Below are 18033 nucleotides of genomic sequence, written 5' to 3' on the forward strand. Positions count from 1 at the left end.
CTCCTAGAATATGCGGTAATTGTTAAATTTGTAAGCTGCATAGTAAGTTGTTGATACCATAAATAAAGATATTATCGATTTAAAGAGACCCACTGCTGCCGCAGGTCCAAATTGTTGGCTGAACATCCCCAATCGATAGACAAATGTATCTATTATATCTGCGCCTGCATATACAGTCGGGTTATACATAATCAATATCTGCTCAAAACCTGCGTTAAGAATACCACCGAGACCTAATACACTAAGTAAAATAATAATCGGTGCTATACCTGGAAGCGTAATGTTAAGCATTTGCTTCCATTTCCCTGCACCATCTACCTCTGCCGCTTCATACAGCGTCGCATTAATTCCTGTGATGGCAGCAAGCATGATGATCATATTGTAGCCCATGCCTTTCCAGACATCCGAGCCAATGATAATCCCCCTGAACCAACCATTATCAAGCATGAACATGATAGGTTCTAAGCCCATAGCGGAAATTAAGCCATTAATAGGCCCATTCAGAGAGAATAATTCAATAATGACACCCCCAAGTACAGTCCATGAAAGGAAGAACGGGAGGAAAATGGCGGATTGAATAAAACCTGCGAACCATTTCTTAGTAAGCTCATTTAATAATAAAGCTAGAATGAGCGGGACAAGCAGAGACAATACCATTTTGATGATAGCTATGACTAGCGTATTCCAAAGTACTTGCTTGAAATCCGGTAAATTAAATACATAACGGAAGTTATCTAATCCCACAAAATCGGATTTAAAAAAACCGGATAACGGCTCAAACTGTTGAAACGCCATAACCAGGCCGGCCATCGGTCCGTAGGCATAAATCAGTGTAACAATCACACCCGGTATTAACATGATATGAAGCGGATATTCTTTCTTCAGTGATTTCATAGATGCCCTCCTCACCAACTTACTCATTTTAAAACGGGAGGTGAGTCGGCTCACCCGACTCACCTCACCCGCTTTCTTGTCCCTATGATTTATTTCGTAGCTTCCGTGCTATACCATTCATTGACCTCATCGATAATTTCATTACCGCCAAGTGCCTTCCAGCTATCCACGAATTTATCGAAATCATCAAGAGAACCGCCCATGATAATCTTGGTAAAGGACTCTTGCATCAACTTATCCAGCTGACCGCCCTTTTCCACTACTGTTGGTGTAGGAAGACCGTAAAACTCGTTGTATACAAATTGTTGATTTTCTTTAATTTGTCGTGTTAAGCCCCAGCCACCGTCTTTTGCAGCCCGGCTATAATATTGACCCCAGTTTACACCTTTGGTAGCGTTAGATGTGTCGCCTGCCAGGAAGTCCTTAGTTGCTTTGAAAGTATCCGCAACGGTCTTATAATTTGCATCGTCTATTGTAATTTCAGTCTGATTAGCATCGAGCGCTTTGTTTACTTCCCTGTAAATCGTATCAATATCAACAGGGTTGGCAATCCGTGGGTTAAACCAGTTGTATACATAGCCATCCGCTGCTTTGTTCTTATCCTTGTATTTCTTATTACCAACTTCGATGTAGAAATTGAGCATCTTAATCGCTGCTTCTGGGTTCTTCATCTTTTTGTTCACAACGAAAATTTTGTTGCTGCGAATTTTTGGAACGAGTGATTTAGCTGGACCATCAATCCCTGGAAGCTGAATTGCAATCCAATCCGCCTTTGGATCTTTGTCTACGCTGGAGTTAAGCGGCCAGTTCGGATACCACCACTCTCCGTAGGAAATACCCACTTTACCTGCAGTCAGATCTTCTACAGCCTTATTCTCATCCTTTAGTGCAAACTCTTTATCAATAATTCCATCTTTATACCATGCTTGTAGCTTACCAAGTGCAGTCTTCACTTCAGGCTGAATCAATCCCGGTAACAATTTGTCATCGCCGCCTTTAATCCAAGCCGATTGTTTATCACCAACGGAAGGATAAGCACCGAATCCATTAAAGAAACCTCTGACATCAAATCCCCAAAAGAAGAGATTCTTTTGCATGGCGATACCATAGGTGTCATTCTTACCATTCTGATCTGGATCATTATGTGTGAATGCTTGTGCAACTTTCTCAAGCTCATCGATCGTCTTCGGTGCCTGTAAACCTAGATTATTAAGCCAATCTTGACGAATCCATAGCAGCTGCGTGGATAAGAAGGGATCTTCAAATGCAGGAATACCTAATTGCTTACCATCCGCACTGAACGTTTTCATCGCGAATCCTCCATCTGAGTCCATATAAGCCTTAAGAGCTGGTGACGCATATTGTGCATAAGCATCTGTCAGATCAGCAAGCATATCTTGCTTTTTAAGTTTCTCATAGTTCTTCTGATCGACTTCTATCACATCGGGTAGATCCCCCGATGCCATGGCAAGCGAGAACTTCTGCTCAAACTGGGCAGAGGGAACGGTCCATTTGTATTTCACTTCAATATTCATCATCTCTTTGAGATCTTTCAGGTAGGCATTTTGTTCCGGTGTTATTCCGCTTGGAGTTCTTGGATCTTCTGGTGGATTATATCCTAGTATTTCTGTAACAGTGACCGTTTCCGGGTATTTCCCTAGTGGATCAGGTGCTGTGGCGCTGTCTGTCGCACTATTCGTAGTCTCTTCCTTAGGCGTAGATGGTGCATTCGCATTTCCATTCCCTTGACTTCCACATGCTGACAATAATGAAAGAATCATCGTTACTGACAAAATCATTTTCCATGGTCTCATTTTTTTCATCTGAACGCTTCCCCCCTTTGTTTGCTGCAATTCTTGTTGTTAATCAGTGTTCCTAGTTATTATTTTAGTCACAGAGGAAACCGCTTTCAATTTCACTTTTTTTACATCACTTTCACTTTATTTACTTATTTTGAATTTCGATAATCCTGTGGAGATAAACCCATTTTGCGTTTGAAGAATGTTGTAAAGTAGGATGGTGATTCAAAACCGACCCGGATGGCGATTTCATTTAATTTCAGAGTTGTATTCTTCATCAGCTGCAGAGCAACATGCAGCTTCGTCGACTGGATATACTCTAATAAATTTTGACCTGTCGTCTGTTTATAATAACGAGATAAATAGGACGGATTAAGATGCACCTCTGCAGCAATTGAGGTAAGCGATAGATCTCCAGATAGGTTCTCCTGCACAAATTGGTGAATTTGTTCGATGATTAGCGTCTTGAAATCTTCCTGCTCGATTCCTCCAGCTTTGTGCATCGTATCCTCAAGTTGACTTAGTTTCTCAAGGTCTAAGATAAGCATGTGCTGACCTAATAAAGCTCTCTTAAGAATCATAGAGCGCACTGCTTCAACTTGAAGATGGATTGATTCCCAATGGTTAAGTAAATCCCCCGATATTCCGAATGAAACGCAGACACTTAGCAGCTCATCACACTCATTCTGTACAGGCTCTAATATCCCTCTCATATAAGCAACGATTCCAGGCCAATTCACCCCTTGATCTGGATAGCCACTACGAAAGCGATTCAGCAATCCTTCATCTGGTTGAAGCAGCCATATGAATACACGATCATCATAAATCACTTCTTCACATGCAATAGATGTAGGCAGGTGATCATGGAAAATATGCTGAACAGACGGAGGCATTTTAAATTTAGGATCATCTAGTCGATCCAAGATACCAACAAGAAAGAACGAAGGACGATCTAATGTAATGCCGAACTCTACATCCTTGTAACGTACATTATTGAGTATAGAAGTAATAGACTCCCCGCTCAGCACCCGCTCCATCAGCTCTTTCTTTAGGAAGGAACTAGCGATTTGATAGTGCATTTGTGCCTTCTCCAATTGAAGTCTACGACGGTTCTCCTCGTCTAGCTTGTCGACTGCTGCCTTCACAGCTTCGAAAATAGGTTCAATTCCTTCCGTTTTCAGAATGTAATTGTCCACATTCTTACGAATCGCTTCGTATACATAATCAAATTCACTGTATCCTGTAAGGAAAATCACTCGGCATAATGGCCAATAATAGACGATTTCGTCCACGAGCTGGAGACCATTCTTCTGAGGCATACGAATATCGCTAACCAAAATATCCAATTTCGTTTTCTTAGCAATTTCAAGAGCTTCGCTTGAGGAGTAAGCTTTTCGTATATCCAGTTCAAATTCTGAGTTATCCTGAAACAGTTGGACTAATCCATTCACAATCACAGGCTCGTCATCTACGATTAGTAATCTATACATAATCACACTTCCTTACTCTCATATTTAACTATCAGTTCTACCCTCAATCCTCCGTATTTGCTGCGTGAGACAAACAAGCCACTATCTGGTCCGTACTTCAATTGGAGTCTATTATTAACGTTGATTAATCCCGTCTTCTCAACTTGTTTCAGACCCATCGCAAGTTTCTTCTGCAAGTACTCTATTTCCTCATCTTTTAAAAGATTGCCGTTATCTTCAATCGTGATAATTACTATTCCCTCTTCGCATTCGGCACCAATATAGACAACCCCTTGTCGGGAGTCGTCTTCGAAAGCATGCTCGAACACATTCTCAACAATCGGCTGAATAATCAGCCTCGGTACTAAAATCGCATTCGCCAAAACGGGTATTTCTTCATATTCGAAAGAAATACGATTCGAGAAGCGAATACACTGAATTTCACAATAATCAAGCGCATGCTGATACTCCTTAAAGAAAGCCACCTCGTCCGATCCACTTCTTGTGATGTATTGGTAGTAGCTCCCTAGCTTTTGTGAGAGCTCAGCCGCACTATCGGAATCTCCTACTTTACACATCATGTAAATATTAAAGAAGCTGTTATAGAGAAAATGCGGGTTAATCTGTGACTGCAATTGCTTCAACTGCGAATGCTGCAGGGCAATCTTCTGTTCATAATTTTCCTCAATAGAACGCTTAAGTCTAGAAGCCATGCGATTAAAACTATTAAATATATAGTAAAACTCATCTTTGGTCTTTGACTCGATGACTAAATCAAGATTATCCGTTTCTACCATACGGAATGTCTTAACCAATTTGGATAAGGGCCTATGAATCATTAGATTTACCGAATAAGAATAAAGTATCATTACCACAATAGCGATGACGAAAGAGGCATATAGTAGTGTATTAAATTGGCTTAAGGGCCTTGTGATTTCATTCTGATTCACGTACATAATCAAGGATAGATTCAAAGAACTGATAAAGTTATGGGCAATAAAGTAACTTTTACCGTTCACCTTGTTTATTTCTGGGATATCGGAATTAAACTGATCCTGTTTGGTGATGAGTCTAAGGACCTCAGTAGATACTAACTGATCGTCTGTAGTAGATAGAATATTGCCCAGCTCATTACTTCCCAGAAATACCTCCGATTCTTGATATAAGGTTGCGATTTGATTTAGTGCCTCCAATAGCTTACCTTTTGAGATTTCAATATACGACCAAAGCTCCGCATTATCTCCTGTTTCTATAAGGAAAATCGCATCACCACTCCGATAGAATGAAGGCTTCTGCTTAACGTTAAGTAACGAGGAAATTTTTTCGTACTCCATATTAGGAATAGACGTGATCCCCGTCTTACCAGAGATCGTTTTTCCCAGAGACTTAATATATACCCCGGCGTTAACCACATATTCGCTTGAGGCAATGATCCGATTCAATAGATCTTCAGCATTACCGATTAATTCTACCTCTTCATACTTTTCTAAACTTTCGCCTCGGAAACTAAGCTTCTGTATGTTTTTATCTTCTTGAAATTGTAATTGTTGATTGCGGATGAAATATATCTCTTTATCCAGTTGCTTGGAATAGAACGACGCCCCAGCCAGGGATGAGTCCAAAATCGTATTTTTGGTGAATGACATCCCCTTATAATTCACCCAAATATTCATCGATATGAGCGGAATCAAAAAGACGATAAATACGATGACAACTTTCTGATAGACGAACCATTTTACTTTTCCCGTAGCCAGCAGCTTCATTCTCTACCTCCGTATCTACTCATTTTGAGCCCTTAAAGCTATAAAAAAGACCCGTAAAGTAGTCCTTTCCTCAAGGGAGGATTTTACGGGTAATGACTATTCTTTTAATTATAGATAGACTATCATCATGTCATGCTAAGAAGACTTTCATCCCATCATAGGAAATGATGAAATTCTCCTCTGCTGTATTCTTAACTAAAGTATCATGCAACTCTGCGCTGTAGTGTGAGAAATGAGTCAGAATAAATGATGTACTAGTATCACAACTATTTTGGTCAAGCAAACGTTCTCTTACAATCCGACAACCGGAGATCCCCATATGATAATCATATCTATCCTCTAGCCCATAATTACAATCCAGACTAACAACGTCCAGATGCTTATCACGTAGATAATTGAAGGTTTCATCACTGAAACACCACTATCATTGCCGTATAAGAATCTTGTGTTATTCTGCTCAAGTAGATAGATAAAGCTGTGTTCATCCGGCTTGTGATGGGCTGGCAATGCGGTTACTGTCACTTCTCCTAGAGTGAAGGGCATGAAAGGCTGTATGATATGAAACTCGTAAAAAGGATCTTCAATCGTATCGGTTCCATAATCATAGCGAAGAGCTGACTTCATCGTTTCTTCTACCGTTTCATTTCCGTAAATATGCAGTTTTTTTTCACTCTCCTGCAGCTGACAATACCAATGTTCATGCCTCATCATGAGCTCTGCTGCTGCAAAATGATCCGTATGCGAATGCGTAACAATCAAATGATTAACTTTCCCCAAATCCAATTTGTAACGAAGCTTATTCATATACATGTCAGGTGAGAAATCCAGCAGAAAATCAGAGTTAATAAGCGCTCCTGTACGAGCGCGAATATTCTTGCCACCAAGCTCCATCGCCATAGAGCAACGTTCACATTGACAAAATAAAGCTGGATAACCCTCGCTTGCTCCAGTTCCTAAATACATAAATTCCATGGTATCATCTCCCAGCGCATTTTATGATAGCGCTTACTAATTAGTAAAAAAAAGATATATGCTAAATAGTGTCGCTGGCGCTACATTACGAATAATGAGTGAAAATCCCATTTTCGTCAAGGTTCACTTCGTTGGGAGTTGGGTAGTAAGTGAAGAAGGTTATGAAACGAGTAGCCATAGACCAAAAAAAAAGCAAGGCTCCTCCAATAACAGGAGGAGCCTTGCTCCGTTGACTTTTATCCTATGGGTGTTGAGTGCCGGGACAGCACCCTTATCATTACGATATATTAATTACTTCGTTTAAATCTTCGAGCTAACACAAATCCCACAAGAACTAGACCTCCACCTACTAAGTAAATAGGAAGTGCACTGTCTTCTCCCGTTTTCGGAAGCTCTGTTGGTTTATTGCTGTTATCCCCTGGTTCTTTCACAGTACCTGTCGGTACTTCCTCGACATCAATCTCGATCTCAATCTCTTCTTCATTTCCATTCTCATCTGTCACAATGATCGTGAACTTGTCTTTGCCAATGAAGCCTGGATCTGGTGTATAAATCCACTTGCCATCTTTAGTAATTGTCACCTTACCATGATCTGGCTTTTCGCCGACACTCGGCACGCCCCCAAGTGGGATTTCACCTTCAAGAGGAACTTCCTCATCTGTAGTCAGTTTCTCTACAGGTGGCGTCACCTTCGGAACAATAGGCGTACTAGTTGGCACCGACGTGATAGTTGGTGTTACTGTTGGTGCTACTGTTGGTGTCGCCACCACAGGTGTTGCGGATGGAGTAGCCGTAACGATTACTCCCGGTATTGACGTCGGGGTCGACACAGGGAAAATTGGATTGTCTGGCGTCGACGTAGGTGTTACTGTCGACACAGGTGTTTCCGTCGGTGTTGGTGTTGGTGTTGTTGTCGACGTTGGTGTTGTTGTCGGCGTCGGCGTTGCAGTTGCTGTCGGCGTCGGTGTTGCTGTCGGTGTCGGCGTTGCTGTCGGCGTCGGCGTTGCTGTTGCTGTCGGCGTCGGCGTTGCTGTCGGCGTCGGTGTTGCTGTCGGCGTTGGTGTTGCTGTCGGCGTTGGTGTTGCTGTCGACGTCGGTGTAGGCGTTGCTGTCGGCATCGGTGTCGGTGCTGTTGTTGGCGCTGTTGTTGGTGAAGTTGTTGGCGTCACTATCTTTTGATTCGTTACAGTCATATCTGTAACTGTTGTTGAAATAAATTTCACCTCATATTTATTTGGATCCTTGATATATCCAATAGGTGCCGTTTTTTCTTGCAGGAAGTATTTACCTGGCCGGAGATCTTTAAATACTGTTTTACCGTCCTTATCTGTCGGTATAGACGTGCTAAATAAAACCTCTTCCGATCCAGACACTCGATATAAATTGAAGATAGCTCCTTCAAGAACTTTACTATCTGCTACATCTACTTTCTTGACGGCTAATTCTTTTCTAGTCCCTTGTCCAATTCCACTGGAATCCGAAAATACTACAGTTACACTTGATTCTTTTGATTGGGTTCCTGTTTGGGATCCATTACCACTAAATTTAACGAAGTTACTAATCTTCCCACCATTTTTCGCCTCTAAAATTATGGAGTCATACTTCAAAATAAAAGGTTTCTCAATACTATTATTGAACTTCAATATAAACTGCTCTGCACCTGTCTTTTCATCCTTAGTAATTTCAAGTGTATAATCCTTGTCCGCTCCTTGTTTAAGTGCTGGGCCAGATTCAACAACTACGCCTTCCTTTGTAATTGTTGTCGGCAGCAACCGAAATGACTCCGGCAATAACATCTGGTTAGCGTCCGGATTGTCAATGATTTGTGCATCTTCTACAAAAGATTGATTATAGTTGATCTTTAAAGTCCAATTTATCTTTGTCTCATTTTTAGGATCCTGAGCCCCTGCCTTGGTAACATACTGATCATTTTTACCGCCGTTTGGAATGCTAACTTCACTTTTCAAATCTTTTGATACAGGCACACCGTTATCAGACAGCTTAGCTGTATTATAAATTTTTTCATTCTCGACCACTTGATCTTTTAAGCTGGTGGTGAATTTAATCAAATAAGGCTTAGCGATTTTATCATTAAAGCTTATTTTCAACAATTTAGTCGTTTTATTGTAATCTACTGAATATAGTTTGGGATTAGAACTGGCAGTAACAGTGACTTCTTTTCCAACCTTAGGGTTGCCATTGCTTTCTATCGAAAGCTCATAAACCTTTATAGATTCCTCTATCAACTGCTGTTTATCTTCTAAGGTATCAACAAGCACAGCTTTAGCAAGCTCTTTGCTGTTGTAGTTAATTCCTATTTCCCAAGAAATCTCCTTGGTTTGAGCGTCATAGGAACCGTTTTTGTAGCCATTATTCTGTGCTTTTGAATTAGGATAGAATGTATCCTCAACCGTGATGGTTTTCATTTCTGTAGGTTTGGATGGGTCATTCCAGGCAACAGAAGCTCTATTCAAAAATTTCACTTCGTTCTTAACCCAATCATATACAGTTCCATTACTATTCTTCATCCAATCATTATTGAAATACGTTTTGTAAGTAATCGTATAACTCTTATCAATAGTTGATTTGAATTTCACGGTAAAACCTTCTGTAGGTTTTGAATCATCAAGAATATACATAGAAGGAGCCATTAGATTACCGTCTTTATCCTTGATAGTAAACCCAACATCAGTAAATTTCAAACCTCTATTAGGGAAGGTATCTGTAATCACTACATTATTCATTACTTTTTCATCACTATTAATTTTTATCGTCCAGCTTACAGTTTTATCAGCGTAATTAGCCTGTCCAACCTTTTTGGAGATAATATTTTGATTAAGTGTCTCGTCATCAGTCTTATCATTAGTAACACCATTAACTACAGTAGTAACAGTATTTGAAACCTTTGTTGCTTCTTCGATGCGATCTTTCGCCCGGGTCTGATACTCGATCTTGTAAGCATTCGAAATATTATTATTAAATGATAATTCGAAATTTTTCAGCCCTGCTTTCGGAGTTAAAGTATTCTCAGATACTGTGTAGTCAGTTACTAAAACTTTATCAGGATTATCTTTAGACTTAGTGAAATCTAATTTATATACCTTCAGAGAGCCAGGTACAAACTGTTGAGAGTCCGTATAATAATCGAACAATTTGGCATCTGCTTTAGAGATCGATTTTTCACCATAATTGTATTCAATCGCCCAATAAGTGTCCTGTGTCACGGAATTATAACTGAGAAAAGATTTCTTCAATAATGCTCCATGATTAAGAGATACACTTGCATTATCTGAAAAAGGTCCTGTATTATTCCCCTTGAAAGTTGCCGTGTTTACAAAAGTGGTTTTAGTATCATCAATAACATCCGTAACGTATTCAATACGGTATGCTTCCGTAATAGGTGTATTAATATCTGGAGTAATAAACTTTACCTCTAAGGTGTTCCCCTGTTGACTTGCAGAATATTGACTAGTGTTTAAAGGAGCACCAGGAGATACATCACCGTTTAGTGCTACATTAAGCTTACTGACCTTGATATCACTTATATCAGTTAAAGCTAAACCCGTAGGGATTACATCAGTTACAACAGCTCCATATACACTATCCATAACTTTGTTCACATCAACAGTCCATTTAATCTGTTTGGCATTATAATTTCCTTGATTAGTGCCTACCGCAACTCCATCTTTGTCAATAGTAGAACTAACCTCAGGTTTAAATTGGACTGTAAACTCCTGCTCTGCACCACCATTTATCGGAAACTTAATCGTATAGGGTATAGTATCCGTAAACTTTGTTGTGTCAAAACGAGTCTCCACTTCAATTGCACCTTTGACATCGAAATATTCTCCGACTTCACCGGTGAATGTTAAGGTAACTTTGTTAGGACTCCCTTTTATAATGTCGTAATGCCCCAGTTCTTGCCCTTCAATCATAATCTTTTTATTCAAAAAGTCTTTCTCGAGCACAAACCCTTCTGGTAGTTCAAATGTAAAAGTATCACCTGCAACGTAATCACTTCCATCTGGAACCGCCCAGTTATAGTTCAACTTCACGGTGGAGCTCAGCTTGTAAACAGAATCTGTGACCTGTACCCCCTTCTCATATACAGACATCGTCACACTTGTAATGATATTAGCACTGTTCTCAATCGCCTTTGCTTTGACCTGAGAATCGAAGCCAAAAGCATTGAAAAACTGCGTACTAAGAAGTATTACTACCATCCATAAACCAATTTTCTTTTTCCACATAAAACGAAAGTCCTCCTTCTTCCTATAAAATACTTACTCGACTATTTCTAAGTTGTTTGTTCTCCAAATACTTCAATAATCTCCCTTCGATTGTAATTTGCCGACATGAACAATTTCTGAACAGATCTGAAATTTCGCCAGAATTGGCTCAATTAGCAAATTTTTTGAATAACAAAAAAGCCCTGACAGTGAGTTCACTGTCAGGGCTTCCTCTAAGTATTAGTAAATTTCTGCACAATATAATTTCACTTATATACTTGCGTGGTCACGTTTGGTGTAAGTTTTACGCTTCTCCAGAAGCTTGTTAAGCGCATCAATATAAGCACGGGCACTCGCTTCCAGAATATCGGTGCTAAGTCCACGGCCCTGTGCAGCAACTTCACCCTGCGACAGTACTACATGAACCTCGCCCTGTGCATCTTTACCACGGGAGACGGATTTAATGGAATAGTCCCCAAGGGTAACTTCCTCACCCGTGGCTTTATCAATAGCATTGTAGATGGCATCTACAGAACCATTGCCTTCTGCCTCTGCTACAATAGGCTCCGCTTCCGGACCATCGATAATCACCTTAGCAGTTGGAACAGCTTTATTACCGTAAGTAACGTAAATCGTCTGAAGTCTGAATACTTCTGGCGTATCAATTAGTTTCTCTTCAATTAATGCCAAAATATCTTCATCCGACACTTCTTTTTTCTTATCCGCCAAGTCCTTAAACCTTGAAAAAGCTGTATTAAGCTCTTCTTCAGATAAATCATACCCTAGATCACTTAGCTTATCGCGGAAAGCATGGCGTCCAGAGTGCTTACCAAGTACCAATTTGCTCTCTTTAAGTCCAATGGTCTCCGGTGTCATGATCTCATAAGTGGTTTTCTCTTTCAGCATTCCGTCCTGGTGAATACCCGATTCATGAGCAAATGCATTAGCTCCTACAATCGCCTTATTCCCTGGGACTACCATACCTGTCAACTTGCTGACCAAGCGACTTGTGCGAGAAATCTCGGACAAAGTTAAGGAAGTTTTTGCGCCAAAGAATTCAGCACGTGTCTCCAGCGCCAATGCCACTTCTTCAATCGCTGTGTTCCCGGCACGTTCACCGATACCGTTGATCGTTCCTTCGATCTGATCTGCACCATTCTGAATCGCAGCCAGTGTATTTGCTGTAGCCATGCCAAGATCGTTATGACAATGGGCACTAAGCTGTACGCGTTCAATATCAGGCACATTCTCTTTTAGATATTTAAAGATAGCTCCGTACTCAGAAGGATTCAAATAACCTACAGTATCCGGGATATTAACAACATTAGCCCCTTCCCGGATAGCCATGCCGACCATTTCAGCCATGAAATCATACTCCGTACGGCCCGCGTCTTCTAATGAAAACTCGAGCTTAGGGAAATATTTCTTAGCGTATCGGATAGCAGACTGTGCAGTTTCCAACACCTGAGCCTTATCCATCCGCAGCTTATGCTGCCGGTGAATAGGAGATGTAGCTAGAAAAATATGAATACAAGGGTCCTGCGCTCCCTGTAGTGCTTCTTTTACAGCATCAATATCTGTCTCTCTAGAACGAGAAAGGCCGATTACCGTGACGTTCTTCACAGCTCTTGCCACCGCATTAACAGAAGCTAGATCACCTGGAGAAGCTGCAGGAAAACCCGCTTCCATGCGATCAATTCCCAGCTTCTCTAACTGGTAAGCGATCTCCACTTTCTCACGCGTGTTGAGGTTCACACCTGGTGACTGCTCTCCATCTCGCAGTGTCGTATCGAACACATAAATTTTCCGCATGCTAAGCACCTCCCAAAAATTGTGCTGAAACTCTCAAATGCGGCTCGCAAAGTCACGGCCGCATTTGAAGGTAACACTATTTAATCATAAGTATGAATATGATTATTTCTTAATCCAGTGCATCATTTCACGCAATTGGCTACCTACAACTTCTACTGGGTGAGCAGCTTCGTTGCGGCGAGTAGCGGTAAGGAAAGCACGTCCGGATTGGTTCTCAAGGATAAAGTCACGAGCGAATTTACCTTCTTGAATATCTGTCAGAACAGCTTTCATTGCTTTTTTAGTATCTTCAGTTACAATGCGTGGTCCAGTTACATAGTCACCGTATTCCGCAGTGTTACTGATGGAATCGCGCATGCTGGACAATCCGCCTTCGTATACCATGTCAACGATCAGTTTCAATTCGTGCAGACATTCGAAGTAAGCCATTTCAGGAGCATAGCCTGCTTCTGTCAAAGTTTCGAATCCAGCTTTGATCAGTGCGGATACACCACCACAAAGTACTGCTTGTTCGCCGAACAAGTCGGTTTCGGTTTCTTCGCGGAAAGAAGTTTCGATAACTCCTGCACGTGTACAACCAATACCTTTTGCATAAGCAAGACCGATTTCTTTCGCTTTACCTGTTGCATCTTGTTCGATTGCAATCAAGCCAGGAACGCCGAAGCCTTCAACATAAGTACGACGAACCATGTGACCTGGAGATTTTGGTGCTACGAGCAGCACGTCCGCATCTTTAGGAGCAACGATTTGTCCAAAGTGTACGTTAAATCCGTGGGAGAACATCAAAGCTGCGCCTTTTTTGAGGTTTGGTTCCACTTCATTTTTATATACGGATGCTTGAGTTTCATCTGGCATTAAGATTTGCACAACATCTGCACGGGATACTGCTTCAGCTACTGGCAATACTTCAAAACCGTCATTTTTCGCAGTTTCAAAAGATTTACCTTCACGAAGACCGATGACAACTTGAAGACCACTGTCACGTAGGTTTTGTGCTTGGGCATGTCCTTGGCTACCGTACCCGATTACCGCAATTGTCTTTCCTTTTAATACACTAAGTTCTGCATCCTGTTCATAGTACGTTGTAACTGCCATTGTCAATATCCTCCTTTAATTTGAGACCCATCATAAAGAGCGGGTGCTTCAAGAGAACTGGATTCGTCGATTAGATCAAGCTGCTCCTCAAGCTCCCGCTCTTTAGCGGGAATGTCATTCATATCATATCAGATTAATGCAATCAAGCAGTAATCCGTTAAAGTCGCAAAATAAACTATTTAAGAGTTGCCACGTACCATAGCCGTAACACCTGTGCGAGACAGCTCTCTGATTCCATAAGGCTTCAATAGCTCTATCATCGCGTCAATCTTCTGTGTCTCCCCAACTACCTGCACCAGTATAGTGGTGCTGCCGATATCGACAACTGAAGCACGGAAAGTCTCAACTACACCCAAAATTTCCGGACGCTCACTTGGATCAGCATTCACTTTAATCAGAGCCAGCTCGCGTGCAACCATTGGCTTAGCTCCAAGATCAACAACTTTGATAACATCAATTAGCTTATAGAGCTGCTTCTCGATTTGTTCAAGGGTATGCTGGTCGCCAAGAGTAACGATAACCATCCGGGATAATCCAACCTCTTCGGACTGGCCGACTGTAATACTCTCAATATTAAATCCACGGCGACCGAACAAGCCTGACACCCGTTGAAGCACACCTGGCTGGTCATTTACGAGTACAGAAATCGTATGTCTTGTCACTGTTATTCATCCCCCATCAGCATATGATCGATGGTTGAACCTTGAGTTACCATCGGGTAGACATTCTCGTCTTTTGGAACAACGAATTCTACCAATACTGGACCCGGTGTTTCCAGAGCTTTCTGCCATGCATCACGTGCTTCTTCCTTATTCGTCGCCCGTAGACCTTTTACACCATAGGCCTCAGCCAGCTTAACGAAATCCGGACTACCTGCAAGGTCTGTATAGCTATAACGTTTGTCATAGATAAGATTCTGCCATTGGCGAACCATTCCAAGCACTTGATTATTAATAACAACGATTTTGACAGGTATATTGTTAATCGCACAAATCGCCAGCTCTTGGGAACACATTTGCATACCGCCATCCCCGTTAATCGATACTACCAACCGTTCAGGATGTGCCATTTGCGCACCGATAGCTGATGGGAATCCGAAGCCCATCGTTCCAAGACCACCTGAAGTAATCCATGAACGCGGATGATTGAACTTGTAATATTGTGCTGCCCACATTTGATGCTGGCCAACGTCCGTAGTAACAATCGCTTCACCATTAGTGGTGTCATTAATCATTTCAATAACCCATTGTGGTTTAAGCTCTGTCTCCGAATCTTTATACCGAAGTGGCTGATCAAGCTTCGACTGCGCGATATGCGTTCTCCAAGCATCAGCCTTAGATGCACGGCCAACCTCAGGAATCAGCATTTCCAGTACAGTTTTTACATCTCCAACGATCGGAATATCAGGCGATACATTTTTTCCGATTTCTGCAGGATCGATATCGATATGCACGATCTTGGCTTTTGGCGCGAAGCCGTCCAGCCTACCCGTAACACGGTCATCGAAGCGGGCACCGATATTAATGAGCAGATCGCATTGCTGAATCGCATTGTTTGCGGTATATGTGCCATGCATACCTGGCATTCCCATCCAAAGCTCTTCAGCACTTGGGAAGGCTCCAAGTCCCAGCAAGGTTGTAGTTATTGGAATCTCTGTCCGTTTCACGAATTCGAACATAGCCTCATGTGCTCCAGAGTAGATAACTCCACCACCTGCAATGATAATCGGACGTTCAGCAACCTCAATCGCACGAACCAGTTTATCAAGCTGCAGTTTGTTTGGAACTGTACAAGGGTTGTAGCCACGAAGATTTACGGTCTTCACTGGTGTGAACAACGTCTTTGCTGCCGACACATCTTTCGGTATATCGATCAATACTGGACCTTTACGACCGGTATTCGCCACATGGAAAGCTTCATGTATTACGCGAGGGAGATCCTCAACATCTCTTACAAAGTAGCTGTGTTTAGTGATTGGCATCGTGATTCCAGTAATGTCTGCTTCCTGGAAAGCATCTGTACCGATCAGGCTTGAGAAAACGTTACCTGTGATTACGACCAATGGAGTGGAGTCCATATATGCTGTAGCAATACCTGTTACAAGGTTTGTTGCGCCAGGACCCGAGGTTGCGATACACACCCCTGGTTTGCCACTTGCTCTAGCGTAACCGTCAGCTGCATGAATCGCTCCTTGCTCATGACGTGTTAACACGTGATTGAAATCCGTAAAACCGTACAATGCATCATAAATGTACAATACAGCTCCACCTGGATATCCGAATACTGTGTCTACACCCTCCAATACAAGGCTGCGGAGTAGTATTTCCGAACCGGTAATAACTTCCGGCTCCATCCATTTTTCTTTTAGCTGCTCTGTAGACCGTAATTCCGGTATTTGCGCGCTCATCAGTATTCCTCCTCCGATATTTAACATTCATTATGCAAATGACGGACCGTCCTCTATACATCAGCAAATAGTTATTTATAAAACAAAAAAACCTTCCGCCTCCCACGCACAGTATTAGCGCGTGAGGGACGAAAGGTTGATCTTCCGTGGTACCACCCATGTTTGCATTACATCTCGCGATGCAACGCCTTATCAGGTATACAAAAATCCATCGATGTAGGCAAGGGCCCTAATCTCTGTAACCTGAAGTCCGTAACGCGGACTAAACGATTCCCCCTAATAATTCCACCACTCTAGCCAGTGGACCTTTCAGGGAAACAGCTCCGAGGTGAGCTCGTATATAAGGGATTTCGGTGGAGGTTGCAGCAAATCCTCACACTCTCTGAGCAAAAGAGCCCTTAAAACTTCGTCCTCATCATTGCCGATACATGTATGTTCGTTAAAATGTTTAGACACATTATATGATTCCTACCACGGATAGTCAATACCCTTATTTTTAAAATCGTCACAACTCCTGCTTCTACCCTCTCGGAACGCCTGCCCCTCTCCCAACATATGATGTACGACAATGCGTGGAAAGGGGACGCTCTATGATTCGTTATCGTCGACCGAAGCAGGATGACGTTGTTATTTTTGATTTAATCGAGCGACAGCTCGTTCCATTATCTCATCTGCCGCAAACTGAAATCACTAAAATCAAAAAGGATTTACCCCGTCGTCTAGGACACGGAATCACACTTGTCACCTGTCCCGACTATGAAAGCGATCCAAACGGGTTTGTCCATTTCTTGCTGCATGGTGACTTACTCTACATCGATATGCTAGCCATTGCACCAGATGCTCGGCGAAAACACTTGGGAAATATGCTTATGGATCGGGCAGAAAGATTTGCACTTTCTCGCGGTTGTCATCGTTCTAAGGTATCTGTCGATCTAGGGAATGCAGCAGCGCTAGCCTTTTATCGAAAATTGGGCTACAGTGTAGCCCGTTATCAATCGCTAAGTTTTTGTTACGAGCTTGAGAAACGATTCTCCTAGCCAAAGCAGCACTTATCGGAACTCAAAAGAATCCAAAAGGTGAATATGGTGTGCCTCCGTACCCATAACCTCCATAAGGAGTTCCATATCCGTAACCGCCACCATAAGGTGTAGCTCCACCATAGCCACCGCCATAACCTCCACCATAAGCATAAGGGGCAGTACCAATGGCGAGCAAATCAAACAACACTAATGGAATGATTGCTTTAGTTTGTACTTTTTTACCACTTACACGTTGCAAAATAAGACGATTTCCTGATACACGAAGCAGCTTTCCTGTAACCTGTGTGCCATCTTTTTTCACAGCGATGATCTGTTTACCTATGAGCCTCATAACCTGCTTCTTCGTAACTGGCTTAGTCATAATATCCCCTCCAAAAAGTTTTGCATGCCTCTGATTCCCGCCATCTTCAAAACAGTTTATTCGCACAAAAGTACCTTCGCCTGTACACTTGCCCTTACCTCTTAATGTTTATCCATATCGATCCTAACAAAAAAAGCCGTATCTCCGGAAAAGTCCGGAAATACGGCTTGATAATGATATAAGCAAAAAATC

Annotated in this window: 12 protein-coding genes; 1 reads left to right on the forward strand and 11 read right to left on the reverse strand. The window is 42.0% G+C overall.

What is annotated here, in order from left to right:
• Nucleotides 1-3: 3 nt before the first annotated feature.
• The 10 genes from PAENI_RS09885 to ilvB form a co-directional block, all read right to left on the reverse strand.
• Nucleotides 4-894: an ABC transporter permease gene (locus tag PAENI_RS09885; RefSeq protein ID WP_042125108.1), complete on the reverse strand. Its 891-nt coding sequence runs from the start codon at nucleotides 892-894 to the stop codon at nucleotides 4-6.
• Nucleotides 895-983: 89 nt separating this feature from the next.
• Complete coding sequence (locus PAENI_RS09890; RefSeq protein ID WP_149645115.1) at nucleotides 984-2717, reverse strand: extracellular solute-binding protein; 1734 nt, start codon at nucleotides 2715-2717, stop codon at nucleotides 984-986.
• Nucleotides 2718-2842: 125 nt separating this feature from the next.
• A complete protein-coding gene (locus PAENI_RS09895) occupies nucleotides 2843-4183 on the reverse strand; it encodes a response regulator transcription factor (RefSeq protein ID WP_149645116.1) in 1341 nt (446 codons plus the stop codon).
• Between the two features lie 2 nt (nucleotides 4184-4185).
• The gene (locus PAENI_RS09900; protein WP_149645117.1) at nucleotides 4186-5925 is read right to left on the reverse strand and encodes a sensor histidine kinase; all 1740 of its coding nucleotides are present in this window, start codon (nucleotides 5923-5925) and stop codon (nucleotides 4186-4188) included.
• A 339-nt stretch (nucleotides 5926-6264) separates the two neighbouring features.
• Nucleotides 6265-6897 carry an MBL fold metallo-hydrolase gene (locus tag PAENI_RS09905; RefSeq protein WP_149645118.1) on the reverse strand — a complete coding sequence of 211 codons (633 nt, stop codon included), beginning with the start codon at nucleotides 6895-6897 and terminating at the stop codon, nucleotides 6265-6267.
• Between the two features lie 287 nt (nucleotides 6898-7184).
• The gene (locus tag PAENI_RS09910; protein ID WP_149645119.1) at nucleotides 7185-11147 is read right to left on the reverse strand and encodes a collagen binding domain-containing protein; all 3963 of its coding nucleotides are present in this window, start codon (nucleotides 11145-11147) and stop codon (nucleotides 7185-7187) included.
• A 249-nt stretch (nucleotides 11148-11396) separates the two neighbouring features.
• Nucleotides 11397-12938, reverse strand: coding sequence for a 2-isopropylmalate synthase (locus PAENI_RS09915; RefSeq protein ID WP_042125095.1), 1542 nt, complete (start codon nucleotides 12936-12938; stop codon nucleotides 11397-11399).
• Between the two features lie 102 nt (nucleotides 12939-13040).
• Entirely contained in the window at nucleotides 13041-14033 is a 993-nt protein-coding gene (gene ilvC, locus PAENI_RS09920) for a ketol-acid reductoisomerase (protein ID WP_036679485.1), read from the reverse strand.
• Between the two features lie 179 nt (nucleotides 14034-14212).
• Entirely contained in the window at nucleotides 14213-14701 is a 489-nt protein-coding gene (ilvN, locus tag PAENI_RS09925) for an acetolactate synthase small subunit (protein WP_170880323.1), read from the reverse strand.
• Nucleotides 14698-16440, reverse strand: a complete 1743-nt coding sequence (gene ilvB / locus PAENI_RS09930; RefSeq protein WP_042125091.1) for a biosynthetic-type acetolactate synthase large subunit — start codon at nucleotides 16438-16440, stop codon at nucleotides 14698-14700. Before ilvB ends, ilvN begins: the two co-directional genes overlap by 4 nt.
• Nucleotides 16441-17030: 590 nt before the next feature.
• On the opposite strand from ilvB, the gene PAENI_RS09935 reads away from it, so the two are divergent.
• Nucleotides 17031-17477 (forward strand): GNAT family N-acetyltransferase, encoded by a 447-nt coding sequence (locus tag PAENI_RS09935; protein WP_042125089.1) that lies wholly within the window; start codon nucleotides 17031-17033, stop codon nucleotides 17475-17477.
• 22 nt (nucleotides 17478-17499) lie between these two features.
• Here PAENI_RS09935 and PAENI_RS09940 read toward each other — a convergent pair whose 3' ends face one another.
• The gene (locus tag PAENI_RS09940; protein ID WP_149645120.1) at nucleotides 17500-17841 is read right to left on the reverse strand and encodes a hypothetical protein; all 342 of its coding nucleotides are present in this window, start codon (nucleotides 17839-17841) and stop codon (nucleotides 17500-17502) included.
• Nucleotides 17842-18033 lie beyond the last annotated feature (192 nt).

The sequence above is a fragment of the Paenibacillus sp. B2(2019) genome (assembly GCF_008370385.1).
GTDB lineage: Bacteria > Bacillota > Bacilli > Paenibacillales > Paenibacillaceae > Paenibacillus_AQ.